The following is a 17853-nucleotide window of genomic DNA, read 5'->3' as shown; positions in this document are numbered from 1 at the left end:
GTCAGGTAACCGGCCTCCAGTGCCAGGCTGATGTGCAGTTGGATTTGCAGCGGTGTGCGCAACTTGGTGGCGAGCAGGTCGATGGCGTCTTCGGTCAGAATCGATTCAGCGTCAACCCTGCCCTCCGTGCAGTCTCCAGCAGCCAGTGGATGTACTCACGCTGACTGCCAGCGATGCCGTCGAGTGAGAAGATGTCGGTGCGGTAGCCAATTTCCTCCATCGTCGGCCGGCGCAGATCGTTGCGCAGTTTGGGATGCCCGGCCAGCACCACTGACAACCGACCGTCACCGTCCTCGACCAGCTCCATCAAGCGCTTAAGCCCGGTCAGCGTATGGCCGTTGAGGTCATGGGCCTCATCCACGAACAGTGCCACTGGGCGTTTGTTCTTTTTCACCAGCTCGCGCAAATCGCGCTCACGCTTTTCCCCTTGGGTCGGGATGCGAACTTGCTTTTCAGTGGACAAGTCGTAGTAGAGCGCGGCGATGAAGGTGGCCAGTTTGATGCTGTGCTTTTCAATGGCGAGGGACTTGGACACGGTGATTTTCTTCTCTGCCTCCATCACCTGCTGAAGCCGTCGCAGCATCACGGTTTTGCCACTGCCGATGACGCCACAGAGTGCAATCAAGCGGCCTTCGAAGATCGCGCCCTTGATGTCTTTGATCAGTTGCTGATGATGGGCAGTCTCAAAATAACCGGCTTGGTTTAGCGGCAGAGTCAGTCCGTAGTGCTGCATCACTTCAACCCGCATAGTCCTCTCCTGTTTTCTTGTGACGGAAGTAGCCCCTGACGCGATCTAGGACAACCCGTCGAATCAAGGTCTCGCTCACCACCTGCTGGATAAACGCTTGATCCTCTTCCGAAATCTTGGCCAATGGCAGCGCCAGTTCGTTGGAGACGGCCAGCTTGGCGGCGATAACATTGGGAAAGTGGTACTCATGCGCTTCAGCATCGAAAGGCAGACGTGGCAACTCCACGGGAACGGCGGACGGTGTCAGCCTCACGTCGTTCCCGGCCAGCGCGGCGATGGGCAGGCCTAACTGATCGGCCAGTGAACGGATGCGTTCGGATCGTTCATCGGCCTTGCCACGCCTGAACGTTCTGTATCGATGCAACGGAATGGGGCCGGACACCGGGTAGAAAGGGCCGAAGCGCTCGCCATTGAACTCGGCATACAGCTCGTTATCAAACAGTCCCCAGAGCAACACCACGGATTCTCCCGCCATGTCAGGCTCGACCTCAAAGGTTGTGCCCTCGATGGTGACGCGCGCATCGACGCCAACTTTGCGGCGCTCGGGCTCACGGGCAAAGCGACAGAACTGCTCCCAAGTACACATCTCGCGCAGTCCCTCGGCGGGCAGATTGGCCAGCCAGTCCTCGATCCGCGAATGCGGCTCACTGCGATGGCCTTGCACGTTGTAGGTGCGCACCAGGTAACGCATCAGCCATTCGTTGGCCTGCACCTCGGTTTCCGGCTTGTGGAAGTGATACAGCGTCTCGTGGGCTTCCTTCACAGTACGAAAGGGCCGCTCAACCTTGCCCTTTGAGCGAGCCGTGGTGCGGGTGCCATCCTTGCCGGCCGGGATGTGCGTTTGCCACTCGATGCCGAGCGCCTGCATGACGTTCTGGAAAACGCGACGTTTGGCCACGGGGCCGTTGTCCAGGTAGATCATCTTGGGACGGCCTTGGAACGGAAAGGTCGGGTCAGCCTTCGGTACCATGGCGTTGAACAGAAAGCGCAGCGCCGTTTCCGCGTCTTCACCGTAAACGCAGTGGTATTCCTGGTAAGCCACACCGCTGCGGTCATCTACCACGCTGAACAGCATCAGCGTCGGTTCACCCTTGCTCAGGTCAATCCATTCAGGCTTGTCGATGTGCTTGAGCTCGGAAGGCGACAGGTCGAATTGCCAGCAGTCATTGCTGTGCTCAGCCTGAAACCGAACGGCAGGCGGTTGCCGCAATAATCGCGACTGATCCAGTCGCCACAGAGACAAGTAGCGGTTGATCGTAGGGCGACTCAGCACCCCCTTCGGGGCTTTGACCAGCCCCTGGGCGGTTTCCACTCCGTAGTCTTCCAGCAGCTCAATGGCGCGACCGGTGGAAAGATGCCGACCTTGCTTATTCGTCGTGCGCAGCTTCAACGCCGCAATCAGCTCGCAGTAGCGTTCCAGCTCGGCTTGCTGCAATACGCGCGGCTTACCGTGATCGGCACGGTGGGCCGCATGGGGTTTATGGATAAGGTTCAACGCCCGGTACACGGTGCTGGGAGACACTCCGTATAACTCTGCTATCGTGGCCACCTGGGCAGCTCGCTCCGGGCTTTTCTTCGGCAAACGGTCAAGCCGCTGCCGCAACTGCGTCAGCGAATCGTCAGGGATGGCGCTATGCCGCCCGCTGCGCACTGCGCTCGGCCTCGGTCAGATAGTTGTAGAGGGTCGAACGACCGATGCCCATCAGGCGGCAAATATCTGCCACGGTGTGTTTTCGCTCGTGGTAGAGGCTCAATGCCAGCTCTTGCTTGGCGGGGTCGAGCCGTTTCTTACGGCCGCCCTTGCGCCCGCGTGCTCGTGCTGCTGACAATCCCGCTTGTGTGCGCTCACGAATCAAGTTGCGTTCGAACTCGGCCAGGGCACCGAACAGGTGAAATATCAAACGTCCACCACTCGAAGCGGTGTCGATGCTTTCTTGCAAGCTGCGCAAACCGACGCTAGCGGCGTCTAGCTGCTCGACCAACCGGATCAAATCCTTCAGCGAGCGACCAAGACGATCCAAGCGCCAAATCACTACAGTATCGCCTCGGCGTAGCGTGGTCAGCAAGGCAGTCAAACCTACTCGCTCGGCTTTGGCACCGCTAGCCGTGTCTTCGAACACGCGCTCACAGCCTGCTTTCTCCAACGCATCGCGCTGCAGATCGAGTAGTTGGTCGTCGGTTGAGACGCGGGCATATCCAATCAGCATGGTTTCGTCCAGATACTCAATGAAAATTCAGTGTAGCCGGATATTGAAAATTGGAAGCTGTTACTGGATGCAGATAATGCAGCGTCCCGAGCGGACGATCTCATCTCGACCTGATGTCCAACAAACCTACGTTTGATAGACATTTTGACTCGAGCAAGATGTGGTTCGCATATCCGGCGGATCAAATCCGCAGATGTTCTAACCCGGAGCGAGCTGCACTTGACCCTGGTGATGAAACCGAAACGGCGTTGCTTGCCACACAGCAGGTTCATCTATCCAGGAGGTCGACTCAATGCATCGTCCTATCACCGCAGGCCATACCACCTCACGTCTCATCCTAGATCAGTCAAAACAAATATCACGTACCCCATCGGAAAGTAGCGCGCAATCAGCACTTTCTCAGCAAGCAAGCATGAGCAGCCCAGTTTTGGAGCGGTCGAAAAGTGCGCCAGCTTTATTGACTGCGGCACAGCGCACGATGCTTGCACAAGTGGGAGCCTGTAACGCTCATCTGACCTCAGATGAAAATATGGCCATCAACGAACTGAGATCACACAAGCCCCTTTTACCTAAGGATACGTGGTTTTTCACTGATCCTAACAAGGACCCAGATGATGTCGTGACCTACACCTTGGGCAAGCAATTGCAGGCTGAGGGCTTTGTGCACATCACGGACGTAGTGGCAACACTGGGTGATGCTGAAGTTCGCTCTCAACGTGCCGAGATGGCCAAAGGCGTGTTCAACAAGCTTGAGTTGCATGACGTGCATGTGTCGCGTGGTCGGGATTACGCAATGAATTCGCTTCAGTCGAAGGAACATGCCAAATTTTTACTGGAAGGTCATGCTTTAAGGGCTGGACTTGGTGAAATACACCGCGACAGCTTGCAGGACATGAGTAGGCGCCTGGCCCGTGCGCCACATGGAGTCGGTATTGTCGTAATTGCAGGCATGAGTGATATCAATGCGCTCATCACTACCTGCCCAGATATGGTGCGCGAACGGGTTGATGACATCACCATCATGGGCGGCGTCGAGCCTTTAAAGGACGCAGATGGTTTTGTACAGCCTGATGCACGCGCTTACAACAATGCGACCGACATGGACGCTGCGCGCAGTCTTTATCGGAAAGCGCAGGAGCTTGGCATTCCACTTCGTATAGTGACAAAGGAGGCGGCCTATAAAACGGCGGTTTCGCCTTCATTTTACGAAGGGATAGCGGGGAGCGGACATCCAGTAGGCCACTACCTGAGAGACGTTCAGAAGAGTGCGTTGAAAGGCCTCTGGGAAGGTATTCAAGCTGGATTGCTTCCCGGGTTGGATGACTCATGGTTCTTTCGGACGTTCATGCCGAATGCACAGATTGAAGCAGCACAACTGGATAAAAATAAAGAGAGTTCGTTTGAAGATATCTGGCCTAAGGTGACGAAGCTAAACCTGTATGATCCTCTGACATTACTGGCCTCAGTGCCAGGGGCGGCAAAACTGCTATTTAAACCAAAAGCTATACACACAGAAGGATTTGGTGTTGTAGAGCAAGTAGGTCCAGATGATGTGATGCATCCAGAGAAAGCAAAGTTATTGATGTCCGCTTTAGCCAAATCTGCGCTTGTCCAGTCGACGGTAGCCCCAGATTGACCCGTAGCCTACAAATGTGGGGCCATCCGCGATGGCGAGGGTAGCACGGTGAAAAACCATGCTACCCGCCTGACTGCTGCTCGTGAAGTCCAGTAGATCGCGTCGTCTATGATTCAGGGTGCGGGCTGCCGCGACGTGTCGGGCACAGCCAGGTCTTGATACGGAATACGTTCGGCCAATGGAGCCTCACCATATCCAAGCTTCCGAACCAGGGCGGGAATTGCCTCAAAGCTGGCATTCATGCCGTTGACAATCGCAGATCCCACATGGCGCAGGAACTCGCTCCGGGGAGCCAGCATTTGATGTAGCTCCTCTGCGGAAATGTCACGGTCTCCAGCTTCCATGTGCTGGCTGGCCCGCGCAAGGATGGTTTGTGCCACGCGTGCATGCTTGGCATTGTCGGAATCAAATAGCCCGGGAACGTTGACACGCCCGCCAAGCGCCAACGCGTTCAGAGCGATGGCTTCGATTGGATTGAAGACGGCGCTCCGGAAAATACGCAGTACCTGTTCCGACAGCAGCCCGGTTGCCTTGTTGCTGGCAATCAGTGGAATCATCCCGACAATCGATGCCAGCCCCATGGACTTGACAGCGGTGCTTTCGCCCGGAGCGATATCCAGCGCATGGCGCGTCATCCGCTCAATCGTCTTTTTGGTGTCCACCCCCTCGCCTGGATGAGCCATCACGCCGTCCTTCATGCTCTGGAATAAGCCAGCACGCATCAGCTCTTCACTTTCCTTGACCTCGGGTGGAATACCGGAGGCGGCGCCAAAGATGGCCGCTTCAGTTGTCACTGAGTTTGCCGCAAGATCGCCGACTCTGGATTTGAAACCTGCATACTGCAAAACATTATTGGGGAATGACACCACCGAGGAAATGGCACCGGCCTTCAACGCCTTGGGAAGTAGATCGCTCATGGACCACTCCTCACCTTTCATGCCCTTGATGATGGCAAGTACGCACATGGTGTCCATGGACTCGATAATCAAAGGAGGCACTGAATCGATTCCAGCCAATTGCAGGGCATATTGGCTCGGTGAGAAATTTTTGCCGAAGATGGCATTTTTCAACAGCTCAGAAGCGCCAAGCTCCCATGCCGAGCCGAGTATGCTGCTGACCCCGATGCTGCCGGCTAGACCGCCGAGCTGGAATTCCTTCTTGGTGGCTACATGCAACAATTCCTGTGCGCCCAGGCGAACCTGAAGATCGTCATCCCCCTTGAGTTTCTGGTTGATGAACTCGGAGAGGACATCGTCATTGGACGTGATCTTGGGAGCACATGAGGCGAGAAACGCTTTCGCGCTATTCTGACCGATTGATGCGTTTGGACCAAATGCCGCAGCCCCCCGCTCGATGGCCTTGAGCAATAAGGGGATATGGATGTCTGCGTTGACATCCTCATCTACACGCTCCGACGAGTTGGCACCGGACATCAGTTGCGCCTTCTCCACCGTGAAGGCGCCTTTGAATTCCTCAAGTGCTTTCTCAATATCCCGACGTGGCCGCATTTCCAGCTGGACCCCGGCAATGCTCGCGGCCTGTGGTGGAAATGCCTGGTCGGCCTGCGCAAACGATAGCAGGGCCTGCACTACCGGGTTATCGGAAACAAGGTTACCAGAGTCCCTGCGGACCGACCCGATATGCACGGGCTTTGGCTGTGATGGCGGACGAGAATGGTCTGGCGAGCTCAGTAACGGAGTTTCCAGGCTACTGCTGTCTACTGCATCTTGTGAGAGAACGCGACTCATACCTAGATGGGTCCGTTCACTCAAGACAGAAGATGCTGAACCATGTGCGGGCGGGGGGCTGGGTACGTCGAAGGATATGGCTTTCGAAGAGCCATGCAAATGTGCGCTGACGATGTCGTACTCCGATTGATCATTTAATTGGGCCTGAACCGTCAGCTCGTTATTAATCAAGTGGTCGGTTCTCACGGTATCGGTGTCAGCTGGCAGACAGATTGACGCTTTATAGGTTACTTGCGTGTGGTTACTGGATTGAAATTGAAATGTGCCATCCTGCAGAGCGTTGCGTACAAGTGATGCAAGGCGTTGGTGTTCGGCATTAGCTGAAAGGCGTTCTAGAGCCTGGTGAGCGCTTTGGCTCAATTGAGAAGGTGAAATCCTTTTAGGATGGGATTGCTGGGCCTGAGGGCCCACGGCGTCTAATGGCTGACCGCCACTGATTGGGGGAGTTGTAATGTTGTGTTGAATAGATCGTAGAGGATTCATAGCTCTATTAGCTGTCCCGGATGAATTAATCGGATCCAATGTGTGGTCGCAAGGGCTCTTGGGTTCCAAAAACAGACTCAAAACCGGCGAATGCGTCGAGTGGGAAGCACACCACTGACATGGACACACTGCGCGACGAAATGCTCGCGGCGGATTTGCCGATCTGCCCCGCTCATTTTCACTCGCAGCTAATGTGAGTTGCCAGCGATGTAATGCAAGCAGACGCAGTTGAATGCAAGCTCGCTCGCAACTAATGTGAGCCAGAGGGCTGCGTCAGTCGCAGTTAATCTGAGCCGAAAAGTGTGTTGATTGCGAGCACGGTCGTTTTCGATTGCAAGCCACTACATCTAATAACGCTACGCGAGCAACATCGGCAACATCTCGTGTGTCTATCAGATTTACACACCCATTGCCTGCTGCGCCGGCCCAAGTGCCCGCAGCAACAGACTTGCCTGCACGCTTGAGTACGTCCATGAATGTGGTCGGCCTCAGTACGGTGGACGCTATGGGTTGTTGACCTAAATGGGCCTCTATCAGTGAATGCCATGCAAACGGATTAATAGGGGTCGCAGGCCCCATCACTGAAAGTTTCACGATGTGACGCACACCCGTTTCTACGGCTGCGTCAATGAGCGCAATCTCGTTGGCGACTTGCTGGGGGGAGGTGCCGTGCGCAATGAACAGCTTGTCGACACCTGCGAGCGCTTTTTCAAGCGTTGCGGGCTGATCAAAATCAACAGCTATGGAAGCGACACCTTCTGGAAAATATGCGGGTGATTTCTGGCGTGTGAGCGCGATGACCGATACCGGGTCTGCCGCTAAGTTATTGACTAGCCGCAGGCCAACGCGGCCCGTAGCACCAGCGATAGCGATGCTCAGTGGTTGTGAGCGCGTATTGGGTTGGTCGAGCATCGTGAAGTTCGCCTGTATCATGGAACGATCGGTCCATGTATCTTGGTCCGATCGTTCCAGCTTGTCAATGGAGGTTTTTATGAGTGGTAAGCCGCAGTACGACGAGAGTGCTGTGCTGAATGCCGCGATAGGTGTTTTCTGGCGTCACGGGTATGCAAATGCTTCAATCAGCAACCTGACGGAGGCGACGGGTTTGTCTCGATCCAGCCTTTATCAGCGATTTGGTGATAAAGACGGGCTTTTCATTGAGTCTCTTGAGCTCTATAAGGACCGCGTATTAACGCGAATGAAATCGATCCCGGCTCAGACTTCTGTAGCGCGCGTGGAAGCGCTGTTACGTGAGTTTCTTCCGAATGAAGGTGGAGTGAAGAGTCCCTCAGGGTGCTTGATATCTCGCAGTAATGCGGAACAAGAAGACCTCACTGTCGCAGGGCGAGTTATCGCCAGCGCCGCCGCGTGCCAACAGCGACAGATTATTCTTGAGATTCTCACTGAAGGGCAGTCGAGCGGAGAGATTGAGCCACACGTCGATATTGATGTGTTGGCCTGGTATTACTTTGGTGTATTGCAAGCTATTGTGAGCCTCCCCTCGATCGGCGCCACTCGCCATACGCTTGAGCATTTCGTTGATATGGCAATGTCGGCATGGCCTGAAAAAAATACAAGTGTCTAGGGTCTGTTCCCGACCCTTCGGGTTGCGTGCCAAATCTCGCCATGCGTCGTTGCAGGACNTGGCCTGGCCTGGCCTGGCGAGATTTGGCCCAGCAACGCGGCTCGCGATGAAACGGGAACAGACCCTAGACAAATACCGGGGAGTTCATCAAGCCCTACGCCAGTCGCCTCATGGACAAATCCATCTGCCCCATCAGATCTCTCTGCTCTTTCAGGGAGAGCACCAGCCGCGCAATGGATCGGCTGGTGGATAGCTCAGACAGAGGCATACCCGCCACATACAGCTGGATATCGCCAGATACGGGGGCGAAAAGCTTCACGGAGAAGCTTTCATTGGCTGCCATGACGCATTCGCACCTGGAGGGCAAAAAAGCTGTCTCGAGAACTCGCTGAAGATCAGGCTTTGAATACATGGTGCGTCCTCTGCTGGCGAATTGTCTGACCCAGTGTAGACAAGTTTCACGCACATTTGTTGCAGATCTGCGCCAGGTGCGGCGTGGTGTTTGTCCGTTCCGGCCGCTGCGTTCAAGACCTGCGCACGATTTGAGTACCTGTCGCCGTCCACCGCTGGTTAAAAGGTTCTGAGCGTTGGCAACGGCAGTCTCAGCGCCGGGTAATGATGGGGCATTTCACACCGTCAACTACCGAAAAAAGATCTTTCCTGCTCTCATATTTTTCACATCATCAAATTATCGTGTAGCCGTGTTTCGATTTCTTCGTTGAAGGTTGCTTTCATCCGATGGCGAGCGGTCTGATTGCCCTTTCGGGTAGCCAGACACGGTCAGGTGCAGGAAATGAATGTGTTAGAAAGCACCGACAAAACAGGTATTTTCGGGCTGTACCTTTCCAAGCAAGTTTCTATCGCAGACGTTATTGACACTCATCACAACGCTTGTGCTTATTCTGGCAAGGACAGACCTCGAAATGCGGTCGCTGCTGGAGAGCACGCACATCCGTATCGTGGGTAGCGGAGGGAGCAACGAACTTCTGATAATAGGCGTATCGGCCGGGATGAGTGACCACTCGCCGACACCGATGCCGACACCGGCGCCAATGGCATTGAACACAGCAAAATTGGACTCGGAGGAGAATCGTATCTCAGACGCCATTTGAGCAACTTCCAAGGACTTAACGGAGACTGCTCGGCATACGCACCCTTCCGGAAAATGCACCAAAGGTATCGGATAACCTGCCATGACCAACTCGGCATCGCCAATCCAGTGAAGCGTTTCATGCCTTATGTGTTCAGACTGCTCGATAACCTGATACTCAGGCACAGCGACAACAGCCAGGTCCAGTCGACCGTGCCTTACGTCTTCTATCAATAACGATGACGTCTTGCAGACCAGTTTTATTTTAAGCGCAGGGTCTGATCGTGCCAGGGTTTTTACAATGCCATGCAAGAAAAACAGTGCGTAATCATCCGGCATGCCCAAGCGCAATTCGCTGTCAGGGTTCTTGTTCTTCAACCGGAACAGATTGTCATGCATCGCGAGAATCTTTTCGGCGGCGGTTAGCACTTCTTCACCTATCAGCGTCAGTCGAAAACCCTCGTCGCCTCTGACGAACAATTTCAGCTCCAGAAGCGCTTCCAGCTTTTTTATCTGCATGCTGATGGCAGGTGGAGTTTTGCACAGAATGACAGCAGACCGCGTGATACTTCGAGTTTCGCTCACCGATTTGAACGTGCGCCAAAGGTTTGTATCAATATCAAAAATTCGAGACATCCGCTTTCCCTGGTTACCCGGTGCAAAGCGGGTGGCCGACTTTGGCAACCGGGTGGTTTCCTGCTCCGGGATTTTTCGACTGCATCCCGACTTTCCATGTCGCCCCTTATAGTTAGGCCATTCAGTGGCTATTCGCAAATCATTCCTGACAAGCAGGGGGCATAGCAGCAAAAAAAGCAGGCTGAATCGATTTTCTCGCATTCAGATCGTTTTCGGAAAGGCCATTTACGGATGAAAATCTCGATACGCCAAGGCTCCCATCCGCTCCCGGAACGCCGTAGTTCGTTCAGGAAGCCTCTTCCCTCAACGCCACACCCAGTGCCTGAAGCAACGGAGTATTTTCACACGCGATATACGTGACCTCTGCATCCTCTGAAGTATTGAAGTGCTTGTGCCAGCGCCAGACAGGAATATAAATGGCATCCCCAGCGGTCCAGGCGACTTGTGCGTCTCCTACCATCGAAAAACCTGTGCCTGAAATGATGTAGATCATGGTTTCATAGTTGTGCCGATGCAGTCCGGAACCCTGTAACGGTTGAAGCGCTCCGAACGTCATGCTTATCGATCTGGACGGCAAGTCGACGACATGCACTTCGTGCTTTCTTGATTCGCTGAAACCGTCCAGCGTGGGTTTCCTGACCCCCTCATGCAACAGTGAGCCCATGATGTCTTCAACCGCGAGGCTGGCAGGAACATGTACAAAATCACGCGATGAAAAAGTGTGGTTATTCATGGTCACCTCAAAGTTTATCCAGGAATTCAAGTCGCGCCTTGATCATCATGAAGGCGGCGTGCCGGACGATTTCAAAGCGAGACGGTTTTTCTATCACCAGACGCGAAAGAATCGCCAACAGGGTGTCCGCGTGACCGTCGTCACATTCAATATGCACGGTGAAGAACCTCAGCTTTTCTGCAGCGACGCCTTGACCTGCGAAACCGCTGACAATGTCACTGTACAGATGAGGAACAATGGCCTCAGCCCCCAGGCAAAGCGCCGAGAGACCATAAACGCCATTGGGTTGCTTGCAAAAGTTCATCATGGTGTCGATGAGGTGTTGCGTGGAAGGGAGTGTGGTCTGTGTTTCAAGGGTCAGGCCGAAGGAACGCAACATGTCCCGATACATAGCCGAGTGCGTCGGCTCGACGACCTCACCAAACCCCAGCTCTTCGAACAAATTTTCGAACACCGCCAGAATATCGTCGTCCCCCTCAAGATGAGTCATCAATTGGCAGATATACCGGGTGAAATGACGACTGTATTTTCCCTGCTGCACGAGAAAGTCTTTCAATCGCTCTATTGGCATGGTCCCCGCACGGCACTGAACCAAAAAGGAATGGTCGGACACCTGCTGGATCATGTCATCTCTTAGTTGTGCGAGTTCTTCCAGTATGAAGTCATTACCCGACGAGCAGGCAGATAAGGCACGGGTGTTTTCAGCAACAAAATCCATCAGGCAATCCCTCGCGATGATTCATTGTCCAAGGTAGAAAGATAGGCGAATTTCAATATATCCAGCCCACGCTCAAGTGTGGGTAGATCAATGGTCAGTGGTGGCATCAGTTTGAGGACTTCGCTGAACGGGCCACAGGTTTCCACAAGCAGACCTTGCGACAGGCACTCGGCCGACAGCATGCTTGCGCGCCGTGAATCGCCGAATTTCAACCCCATGAACAGGCCACGCCCCACAATGCTGACCGCTTCGCGTGGCGTGTGGGCAATCAGCTTTTCCAATGCAGCGCGGAGAAGGCCGGCCCGATCAGATATCGAACGCTCGAACGCGTTATCTTGCCAGTAGCTCAAGGCAGCCGTGGCGGTCACAAATGCGGTATTGTTCCCACGGAAAGTGCCATTGTGCTCACCGGGTGCCCACTGGTCGTACTCCGGTTTTATCAGTACCAGTGACATCGGCAAGCCATAACCGCTGATGGACTTTGACAAGCAAATGATATCCGGGGAGATATCAGCGGATTCAAAACTGAAAAATGTTCCCGTACGACCGCAACCCGCCTGAATATCATCAATGATCAGCAGCGCACCTGAAGCTTTGCACAACCGCTGGATGGCTTGTAACCAGTGCGGCCGAGCACAATTCAAGCCGCCCTCGCCCTGCACAACCTCCAGAATAACGGCTGCTGGTGGTTCAAAACCCGCTCCGGCGGTGGCAAAGATCATTTCAATAATCTCTGCACTGTCGATATCAGGTCCCAGAAATCCGTCGTAGGGGAGCCGGATGACGTTTGACAGTTCGACGCCAGCAGCGGCTCTTTTGTCAACGTTGGCGGTCACTGCCAGCGACCCCAGCGTCACCCCGTGAAAGGCATGGGTAAAAGCAGCTACCGCGGTGCGTCCGGTAATTTTTCTAGCCAGCTTCAAGGCAGCTTCCACTGCATTGGTCCCGGTCGGACCGGAGAACTGCAGTTTGTAATCCATGCCACGCGGCTTGAGGATGATCCGGTCGAACTGTTCGATAAACCGTGATTTTGCAGCGCTGTGAAAATCGAGCGTCGTAGTGATACCGTCCTGGCGAACGTAGTCCAGCAACTCTTTTTTTAAACGAGGGTTATTGTGGCCATAATTCAACGAGCCGGCGCCTGCAAAAAAATCAACGAACAAACGTCCGTCGACATCTTTGATCGTTGCCCCTTCCGCCGTTGAAAACACCACGTTGCAGTCACGGCAATAAGAACGGACGTTGGACTCACGTTCATAAATAGAGAGTGAAGGATTCATGCGTGCAGTCCCTGCGCTGGAGAATCAAACTGCGCTCGCGCCATGATGTAATGACCGATGCTTTTTTCGGGGCCGTAAAACAGGGATAACATGTCCTTGATATCCAAATGCAGAAGTGTGCACACGGATGTTTCATGCAGCTCATCGCTAAAGTGAATATTCAGGTCCTTGAAGCCCAAATGCGTCAGGGCTTTTATCGGTGTGTTTTGCGTATCAAGAAAACAATTGGCAAGGACGTTATAGTTTTTTTCTTTCAGGCAATACTGCAATGCAGCTTTTACCAAGGCGGCAAAAATACCATAAGGGTAAGCCGCAAATACCTGATCACGGTATCTGGCCGGGACCATGAGCCGTGCGCATTCGATCAACGTGCCTTGAGCGTTTTCTCGAAGTGTAGAAATATCGGCAAATTTATCGATAGGCAGTCCCTGGTCTCCGTCGATAATCATGCGCATCACTCCAATCGGTGCCCCACTGTCGTCAGTGGCCAGTAGATATACCGAGTTGGCGTGGTAGCGATCATTGCGAGGATCCGTGTTATCACCGTCCAGCCAGCCCAGCTCCTCACTGTAAACTTCTTGCCAGATAGCCCTGACACTGGCGAGTTCGAGATCAGAGCGTGCGAGTTGCACGCGACCTTTCAAATCTGTTGACGTAGCATCATTACAAGGCAGTGTCGATCCGTCCATGTTGTGTATTCCATAGCGTGTATATATAGGATACTGCCGTTATTGAAACAATCATTGCGACCGCACTGATGAAGCCCACGACGGGCGGTTCGACGAATTCAAGAAGCACTCCCATCAGGAAGGACCCTATCGGACTGCCGCCCATAAAAAACAACATCAGTAACGCTAAAACCTGAGCTTTATTACCTGAAGGGGCATTTTCCTGAATCAGTGTCTGCCCCATGCTGAGTGCAATGCCGCCTAGAAACCCCCAACTGAACACCAGTAAAAACAGAAGCCGCTCTGTCAGTACGGACGGGATGACAGCCAGCAGCACTGATGCGAGCAGGCAGGAACTGATCAGTGCCCGCAGTTTGTTATGAATCCCCCCCTTGACGACCAGAGTAACAACGGAGGCGATCAGCCCGACCATAAACACGATATTAAACGTTGCCAATAGAGACGCGTCATATCCCGGTAATCCGGAAACATGTATTGGAATCATGACGAAAAAAGAGCCCAGGAAAAAAACACCGATCAACCCGTTTAGCAACAACACCGGAAAAATGACGGGGTGCTGAATGGAAAACCGTAGCGCGGCACTCGTTTCGGCGATCAGGCCTGAATGAGACTTGCCCGGTGTGGTCACTGAAATACGAGAGGCGATCAGAGATGACATCACAAACAGTAATGACAACAGCAGAAACATCAGGCTGATGCCCAACTTCTGCGCCATGCCGCCGATTGCAAATCCCACTACCTGGATCCCGAACTCAATCCCGATATTGACAGTCACTATCTTCTGCAGTTGTTTTTTGCCCAGTACATTGAGGTACACCTCTCTGGCAGGCGCGCAGAAAGCCGACAGCACCCCGAATGACAACGCGTACATCAAAACCTTGGTGTAGGTCATTGCTGACTGGTAGCTCCACACGGCAAAAACAAGCGCCGTCAGCGCACCGGCCAGGTACACGCAGACCAGCAACTTGCGCAACGGCTTACGATCGGCAATGTAACCGCCATAAATCACCAGTATCAGCACCGGCAACATCAGGCACATCTGGGCAATGCCAAATTGAAAAGCCGATGCATGGACGACGCTGATCAGCACCCAAGGCAAAAATACGCTTTGTATCCCCACACAAATGAACCACAGACTGGAGGCCACGAGAAATCTGGAAATATTGTGCCGTTCCTGAGTATCGAGCATTTCGTTCACCGCGCACACCTCAAAGGCCTTGCCCCGAGCGGGGCCAAGGGGGATCAATCGATATTGAAATGCTTGCGGTGTTCATCGGGATTGGCCCATGCACCGTCGAACTCATAAATGCCGTTATCAAACGTGGAGCCATCGAACCAATAATATTTAGGCATGGGAGGAAGTTCGGTGCTATACGGTGCGCCCTCGAGATCGCACAGCATCAATGCTGAACGACAGAGAATCAGGTAGTGCGAGGCCGTCGGTGCCACTGAAAGAATGGGCACGTTTCCTGTGTCTTTCATCCAGTTGAAAATATCAGGAATACTTGGAAACCGTGGTTGATAAGAAGCTTGAAGCATGACCAGTTTTTCAACCAGCTCAGGTGTCATCTCCGCCTCTTCCGGAATGTTATAAAAATCTTCCAGCGTCAGACCGGCCTTGTCGAACTTGTAGATGTTTGCGCCCCAACCCACCACCGAAGAGGCCAATAGACCCTTGCACCTGGTTGAGTTTCGATACGCTCGGTGCAGCGCATACCGTTCGGCGATGCTATAGAAGTCCATCTGGTCCAGCACCAGGTCACAGTCCTCCACAAACGCTTCAGCGGTGTGCTTCTGTATGCCCTCAGGAAACACATCGACGCTCACGTCACCCGCCAACCGGTGGACAAGTTCGGCAACCACCAACGCTTTGTTACGACCGACGGTTTCCAGTGACGCACCAAACTGTCGATTGATGTTGCTGATATCGAAAGAGTCAGGATCGGCAATTTTGATGTGCCTGACACCTAACCTCGCCAACCCCAATGCCACCGCACCGCCAATACCGCCAGCGCCTGCGACACCGACAACGGCATCGGAGAGCTTGCCTTGATTGGCCAGTTGCTCCAGTTTCGTGTTCCCGAGAAAACAACCGCTGCGTGAAACACGCTCGTTGTACACGTGCTCGACGAAAACACCGGGGAATTTAACAATGCGTGCTTTCTTCAACATGGTCTGCTCCTTGATTAGTTGCGGCCGCCACAAAAATTACACGTCAGTGACAATCGGTTGTATGAACCTTCCAGAAAAACCTGAACTTCGCGATAGAGTTCGAAACGCTTTTTTTCAAACAACATGGCATGAGTACCTTTATCAATCAGCACATACCGTTTACTGGGGGCATTGCTCAGGCTCGTGTACAGCCAGTCTGCATCCGCCGCGGTGGTCAGCACATGGTCATAGTCACCACGTGTAATCAAAACGGGCACGTTGATTTTTGCAGGGTCCCAATAAACACCATGCCAGGCGTCATAGATATCCTGGGCAAAGCCACCGGGCACCTTAATCATGTTTTTTTGATGGGCTCTTTCCAACACCGCGTCGCCGGGCCAGTTTTTTATGAACGCGCCCTCCAACTGTGTTTCGGTGCCTGCTGGACGATCTTCTTCTATCATGGACAATCGCTTGTCCACCGGAATCTCATAAAAGTTCTTATCGGGTCTTTCGACACTTCCGAACAAACCTCTGACAATGTCGGGGTCCGTCGTATCACGCCGTACAATGGGAGAATTAAACACGACCTTGTCTACTTTTTCGCCGTGCGCGTTCAAGTAATATCCCACCGGTATGGCGCCTCTGGACGTGGCGATAATCGTCAGTTTTTTAGCGCCCGTGAACTTCAATACATAGTCGACAGCCGCATCAATGACGGGCACCAGACTTTTGGCATTGCCCACCGGTTCACTTTTAGCATCCGGGCTGGCCTCACGCATTTCCGGATAATCATCAGAACGACCATACCCCGGCAGGTCGACAACCCAGGCATCGCGTCCCGAATTGGCCACATCCTGCGCCCACGAATAGCCGTCGATGGAGTACCCTGCCGAGAGATTGCCCGAAATCGTTGCGCCATGAATAAACAGGACAACCTGTGACTCTTTCATGGTCTGGGTATGGGTGCCTTTCGGCGGATCACGCCAGATGGCCATCTTTATTGCTTCTGTTGTCAGCTTGACGGTATGGACTTCCACACCCCCTACACTTGTCACTGAGGTGGTGGACGCTGGAGAGGCCGCCACCATTAAGGCGGTGGCACAAGACGCAAACAATAAGGCAGCAGAAGTTATCCATTTCATGACTCGACATCCTTGCGATAAAGTGAGTGAAAGCATTCCACATGCCCTGATCATTGTCTGTTCAATCTTTTTTAATACCCTTCACTTTTTTTTAATCCTGTTTTCTGTGAAGGCTACTAATATTGGGTTTTCAGGGAGTTGTTATGCATACACGTCAGGTGTTCAGAAAGCTACATGACAGCAATGGGTTGTTCGTCATGCCCAATGCCTGGTGTGAGGGAAGCGCGCGACTCATTCAACAAATGGGTTACGCCAGCATCGGTACAACCAGCGCCGGGATTGCCTACGCACAGGGCTTTCGCGATTCATCACCAGAAATGGACAACGAAGATCGCTTTGCGGCTATAGATCGCATCGTGCGGGCGGTAGGCATACCTGTCACTGCAGATCTGGAGAATGGTCTGGCAAAGACGATGCAAAAGGTCGAGGAACACTTCAGGCGAGTCTTGACCTTGGGCTGCGCAGGCGCGTCCATTGAAGATATATCTGACTACGCTGATCCAGGCAGTCCGCTGTTTTTCTCTGTAGAAGAAGCGAGTGATCGTGTGCGCGCGGCCAGTAACGCAGCCCACACGCTCGACCCAGACTTTATAGTCACCGCAAGGACGGACTATTTGCTTGGGGCGCATGAATATTCTTTGAATGAGGTCATTGTGCGGCTGGTTGCCTTCGAAGAGGCAGGAGCCGATTGCTTGTTCGCGCCCGGTGTGAGATCGATTGAAGACCTTGAAGTGATAAAGCGCTCGCTTACCAAACCCATCAACGTCCTTCCTGTTTCCGGTATGACGATTGACAGGCTCAAAACAATCGGAATTCGCCGGATCAGCCTTGGCAGTTCACTGTTTCGTGCCGCCTACCGGCAGATTTCAACGGTTCTACTGTCGTTGGATCAACCCGACGGGCTGGATTATCTGACATCAGGTTTGAGTCTGAGTCAGCTTGATGAAGTGATGCGTTAACCTGGTCATTCCAGGCAAGAGTACCCAACGACCGAGCCAAACGTA

Annotated in this window: 16 protein-coding genes and 1 pseudogene; 3 read left to right on the top strand and 14 right to left on the bottom strand. The window is 53.4% G+C overall.

What is annotated here, in order from left to right; all coding sequences use genetic code 11:
* The 3 genes and pseudogenes from ABJ99_RS10620 to ABJ99_RS10610 form a co-directional block, all read right to left on the bottom strand.
* Positions 1 to 748 (bottom strand): annotated as a pseudogene (locus ABJ99_RS10620) (ExeA family protein); the annotation flags it as partial.
* Positions 738 to 2375 carry a DDE-type integrase/transposase/recombinase gene (locus ABJ99_RS10615; protein WP_217997736.1) on the bottom strand — a complete coding sequence of 546 codons (1638 nt, stop codon included), beginning with the start codon at positions 2373 to 2375 and terminating at the stop codon, positions 738 to 740. The gene ABJ99_RS10615 and the pseudogene ABJ99_RS10620, both read right to left, overlap by 11 nt.
* Positions 2376 to 2379: 4 nt before the next feature.
* The gene (locus ABJ99_RS10610) at positions 2380 to 2955 is read right to left on the bottom strand and encodes a recombinase family protein (protein WP_044393483.1); all 576 of its coding nucleotides are present in this window, start codon (positions 2953 to 2955) and stop codon (positions 2380 to 2382) included.
* Positions 2956 to 3367: 412 nt separating this feature from the next.
* Between ABJ99_RS10610 and hopQ1-1 the strand changes: the two genes are divergently transcribed.
* Entirely contained in the window at positions 3368 to 4591 is a 1224-nt protein-coding gene (hopQ1-1, locus tag ABJ99_RS10605) for a type III secretion system effector HopQ1-1 (protein WP_054085762.1), read from the top strand.
* A 113-nt stretch (positions 4592 to 4704) separates the two neighbouring features.
* On the opposite strand, the gene hopD1 is transcribed toward hopQ1-1, so the two are convergent.
* A complete protein-coding gene (gene hopD1, locus ABJ99_RS10600; RefSeq protein WP_080378095.1) occupies positions 4705 to 6822 on the bottom strand; it encodes a type III secretion system effector HopD1 in 2118 nt (705 codons plus the stop codon).
* Between the two features lie 273 nt (positions 6823 to 7095).
* Entirely contained in the window at positions 7096 to 7734 is a 639-nt protein-coding gene (locus ABJ99_RS10595; RefSeq protein ID WP_230081000.1) for an NAD(P)H-binding protein, read from the bottom strand.
* A gap of 79 nt (positions 7735 to 7813) precedes the next feature.
* Here ABJ99_RS10595 and ABJ99_RS10590 point away from each other — a divergent pair, with 79 nt between their 5' ends.
* Positions 7814 to 8407: a TetR/AcrR family transcriptional regulator gene (locus ABJ99_RS10590; RefSeq protein ID WP_054085760.1), complete on the top strand. Its 594-nt coding sequence runs from the start codon at positions 7814 to 7816 to the stop codon at positions 8405 to 8407.
* Between the two features lie 154 nt (positions 8408 to 8561).
* On the opposite strand, the gene ABJ99_RS10585 is transcribed toward ABJ99_RS10590, so the two are convergent.
* The 9 genes from ABJ99_RS10585 to ABJ99_RS10545 form a co-directional block, all read right to left on the bottom strand.
* Positions 8562 to 8819: a DUF1652 domain-containing protein gene (locus tag ABJ99_RS10585; protein ID WP_054085759.1), complete on the bottom strand. Its 258-nt coding sequence runs from the start codon at positions 8817 to 8819 to the stop codon at positions 8562 to 8564.
* Between the two features lie 390 nt (positions 8820 to 9209).
* On the bottom strand, positions 9210 to 10133 hold the full coding sequence (locus tag ABJ99_RS10580) for a LysR family transcriptional regulator (protein ID WP_054085804.1): 924 nt from the start codon (positions 10131 to 10133) through the stop codon (positions 9210 to 9212).
* 286 nt (positions 10134 to 10419) lie between these two features.
* Positions 10420 to 10866: a cupin domain-containing protein gene (locus tag ABJ99_RS10575; protein ID WP_054085803.1), complete on the bottom strand. Its 447-nt coding sequence runs from the start codon at positions 10864 to 10866 to the stop codon at positions 10420 to 10422.
* Positions 10867 to 10873: 7 nt separating this feature from the next.
* On the bottom strand, positions 10874 to 11584 hold the full coding sequence (locus ABJ99_RS10570) for a TenA family transcriptional regulator (protein WP_054085758.1): 711 nt from the start codon (positions 11582 to 11584) through the stop codon (positions 10874 to 10876).
* Positions 11584 to 12864: a diaminobutyrate--2-oxoglutarate transaminase gene (gene ectB / locus ABJ99_RS10565; RefSeq protein WP_054085757.1), complete on the bottom strand. Its 1281-nt coding sequence runs from the start codon at positions 12862 to 12864 to the stop codon at positions 11584 to 11586. Before ectB ends, ABJ99_RS10570 begins: the two co-directional genes overlap by 1 nt.
* Positions 12861 to 13553, bottom strand: coding sequence for an N-acyl amino acid synthase FeeM domain-containing protein (locus tag ABJ99_RS10560; protein WP_054085756.1), 693 nt, complete (start codon positions 13551 to 13553; stop codon positions 12861 to 12863). The genes ectB and ABJ99_RS10560 overlap by 4 nt, the downstream gene beginning before the upstream one ends.
* Positions 13528 to 14742 (bottom strand): MFS transporter, encoded by a 1215-nt coding sequence (locus ABJ99_RS10555; RefSeq protein WP_230081007.1) that lies wholly within the window; start codon positions 14740 to 14742, stop codon positions 13528 to 13530. Before ABJ99_RS10555 ends, ABJ99_RS10560 begins: the two co-directional genes overlap by 26 nt.
* Positions 14743 to 14795: 53 nt before the next feature.
* Positions 14796 to 15725 (bottom strand): ThiF family adenylyltransferase, encoded by a 930-nt coding sequence (locus ABJ99_RS10550; RefSeq protein WP_054085755.1) that lies wholly within the window; start codon positions 15723 to 15725, stop codon positions 14796 to 14798.
* 14 nt (positions 15726 to 15739) lie between these two features.
* The gene (locus tag ABJ99_RS10545) at positions 15740 to 16849 is read right to left on the bottom strand and encodes an alpha/beta fold hydrolase (RefSeq protein WP_080378094.1); all 1110 of its coding nucleotides are present in this window, start codon (positions 16847 to 16849) and stop codon (positions 15740 to 15742) included.
* 143 nt (positions 16850 to 16992) lie between these two features.
* On the opposite strand from ABJ99_RS10545, the gene ABJ99_RS10540 reads away from it, so the two are divergent.
* Complete coding sequence (locus tag ABJ99_RS10540) at positions 16993 to 17808, top strand: isocitrate lyase/PEP mutase family protein (RefSeq protein WP_054085754.1); 816 nt, start codon at positions 16993 to 16995, stop codon at positions 17806 to 17808.
* Positions 17809 to 17853 lie beyond the last annotated feature (45 nt).

It is taken from the genome of Pseudomonas syringae pv. cilantro, assembly GCF_001293775.1.
GTDB classification, from domain to species: Bacteria; Pseudomonadota; Gammaproteobacteria; order Pseudomonadales; family Pseudomonadaceae; genus Aquipseudomonas; species Aquipseudomonas syringae_P.
This window is presented reverse-complemented; position numbering and strand designations above follow the sequence as displayed.

What these genes read in the sequence shown, in the direction of transcription:
- ABJ99_RS10585 (WP_054085759.1), bottom strand. Translation starts at nt 8,819, where the DNA reads ATGTATTCAAAGCCTGATCTTCAGCGAGTTCTCGAGACAGCTTTTTTG.
- ABJ99_RS10595 (WP_230081000.1), bottom strand. Translation starts at nt 7,734, where the DNA reads ATGCTCGACCAACCCAATACGCGCTCACAACCACTGAGCATCGCTATC.
- ectB (WP_054085757.1), bottom strand. Translation starts at nt 12,864, where the DNA reads ATGAATCCTTCACTCTCTATTTATGAACGTGAGTCCAACGTCCGTTCT.
- hopQ1-1 (WP_054085762.1), top strand. Translation starts at nt 3,368, where the DNA reads ATGAGCAGCCCAGTTTTGGAGCGGTCGAAAAGTGCGCCAGCTTTATTG.
- ABJ99_RS10545 (WP_080378094.1), bottom strand. Translation starts at nt 16,849, where the DNA reads ATGAAATGGATAACTTCTGCTGCCTTATTGTTTGCGTCTTGTGCCACC.
- hopD1 (WP_080378095.1), bottom strand. Translation starts at nt 6,822, where the DNA reads ATGAATCCTCTACGATCTATTCAACACAACATTACAACTCCCCCAATC.
- ABJ99_RS10580 (WP_054085804.1), bottom strand. Translation starts at nt 10,133, where the DNA reads ATGTCTCGAATTTTTGATATTGATACAAACCTTTGGCGCACGTTCAAA.
- ABJ99_RS10560 (WP_054085756.1), bottom strand. Translation starts at nt 13,553, where the DNA reads ATGGACGGATCGACACTGCCTTGTAATGATGCTACGTCAACAGATTTG.
- ABJ99_RS10570 (WP_054085758.1), bottom strand. Translation starts at nt 11,584, where the DNA reads ATGGATTTTGTTGCTGAAAACACCCGTGCCTTATCTGCCTGCTCGTCG.
- ABJ99_RS10610 (WP_044393483.1), bottom strand. Translation starts at nt 2,955, where the DNA reads ATGCTGATTGGATATGCCCGCGTCTCAACCGACGACCAACTACTCGAT.
- ABJ99_RS10540 (WP_054085754.1), top strand. Translation starts at nt 16,993, where the DNA reads ATGCATACACGTCAGGTGTTCAGAAAGCTACATGACAGCAATGGGTTG.
- ABJ99_RS10575 (WP_054085803.1), bottom strand. Translation starts at nt 10,866, where the DNA reads ATGAATAACCACACTTTTTCATCGCGTGATTTTGTACATGTTCCTGCC.
- ABJ99_RS10550 (WP_054085755.1), bottom strand. Translation starts at nt 15,725, where the DNA reads ATGTTGAAGAAAGCACGCATTGTTAAATTCCCCGGTGTTTTCGTCGAG.
- ABJ99_RS10555 (WP_230081007.1), bottom strand. Translation starts at nt 14,742, where the DNA reads ATGCTCGATACTCAGGAACGGCACAATATTTCCAGATTTCTCGTGGCC.
- ABJ99_RS10590 (WP_054085760.1), top strand. Translation starts at nt 7,814, where the DNA reads ATGAGTGGTAAGCCGCAGTACGACGAGAGTGCTGTGCTGAATGCCGCG.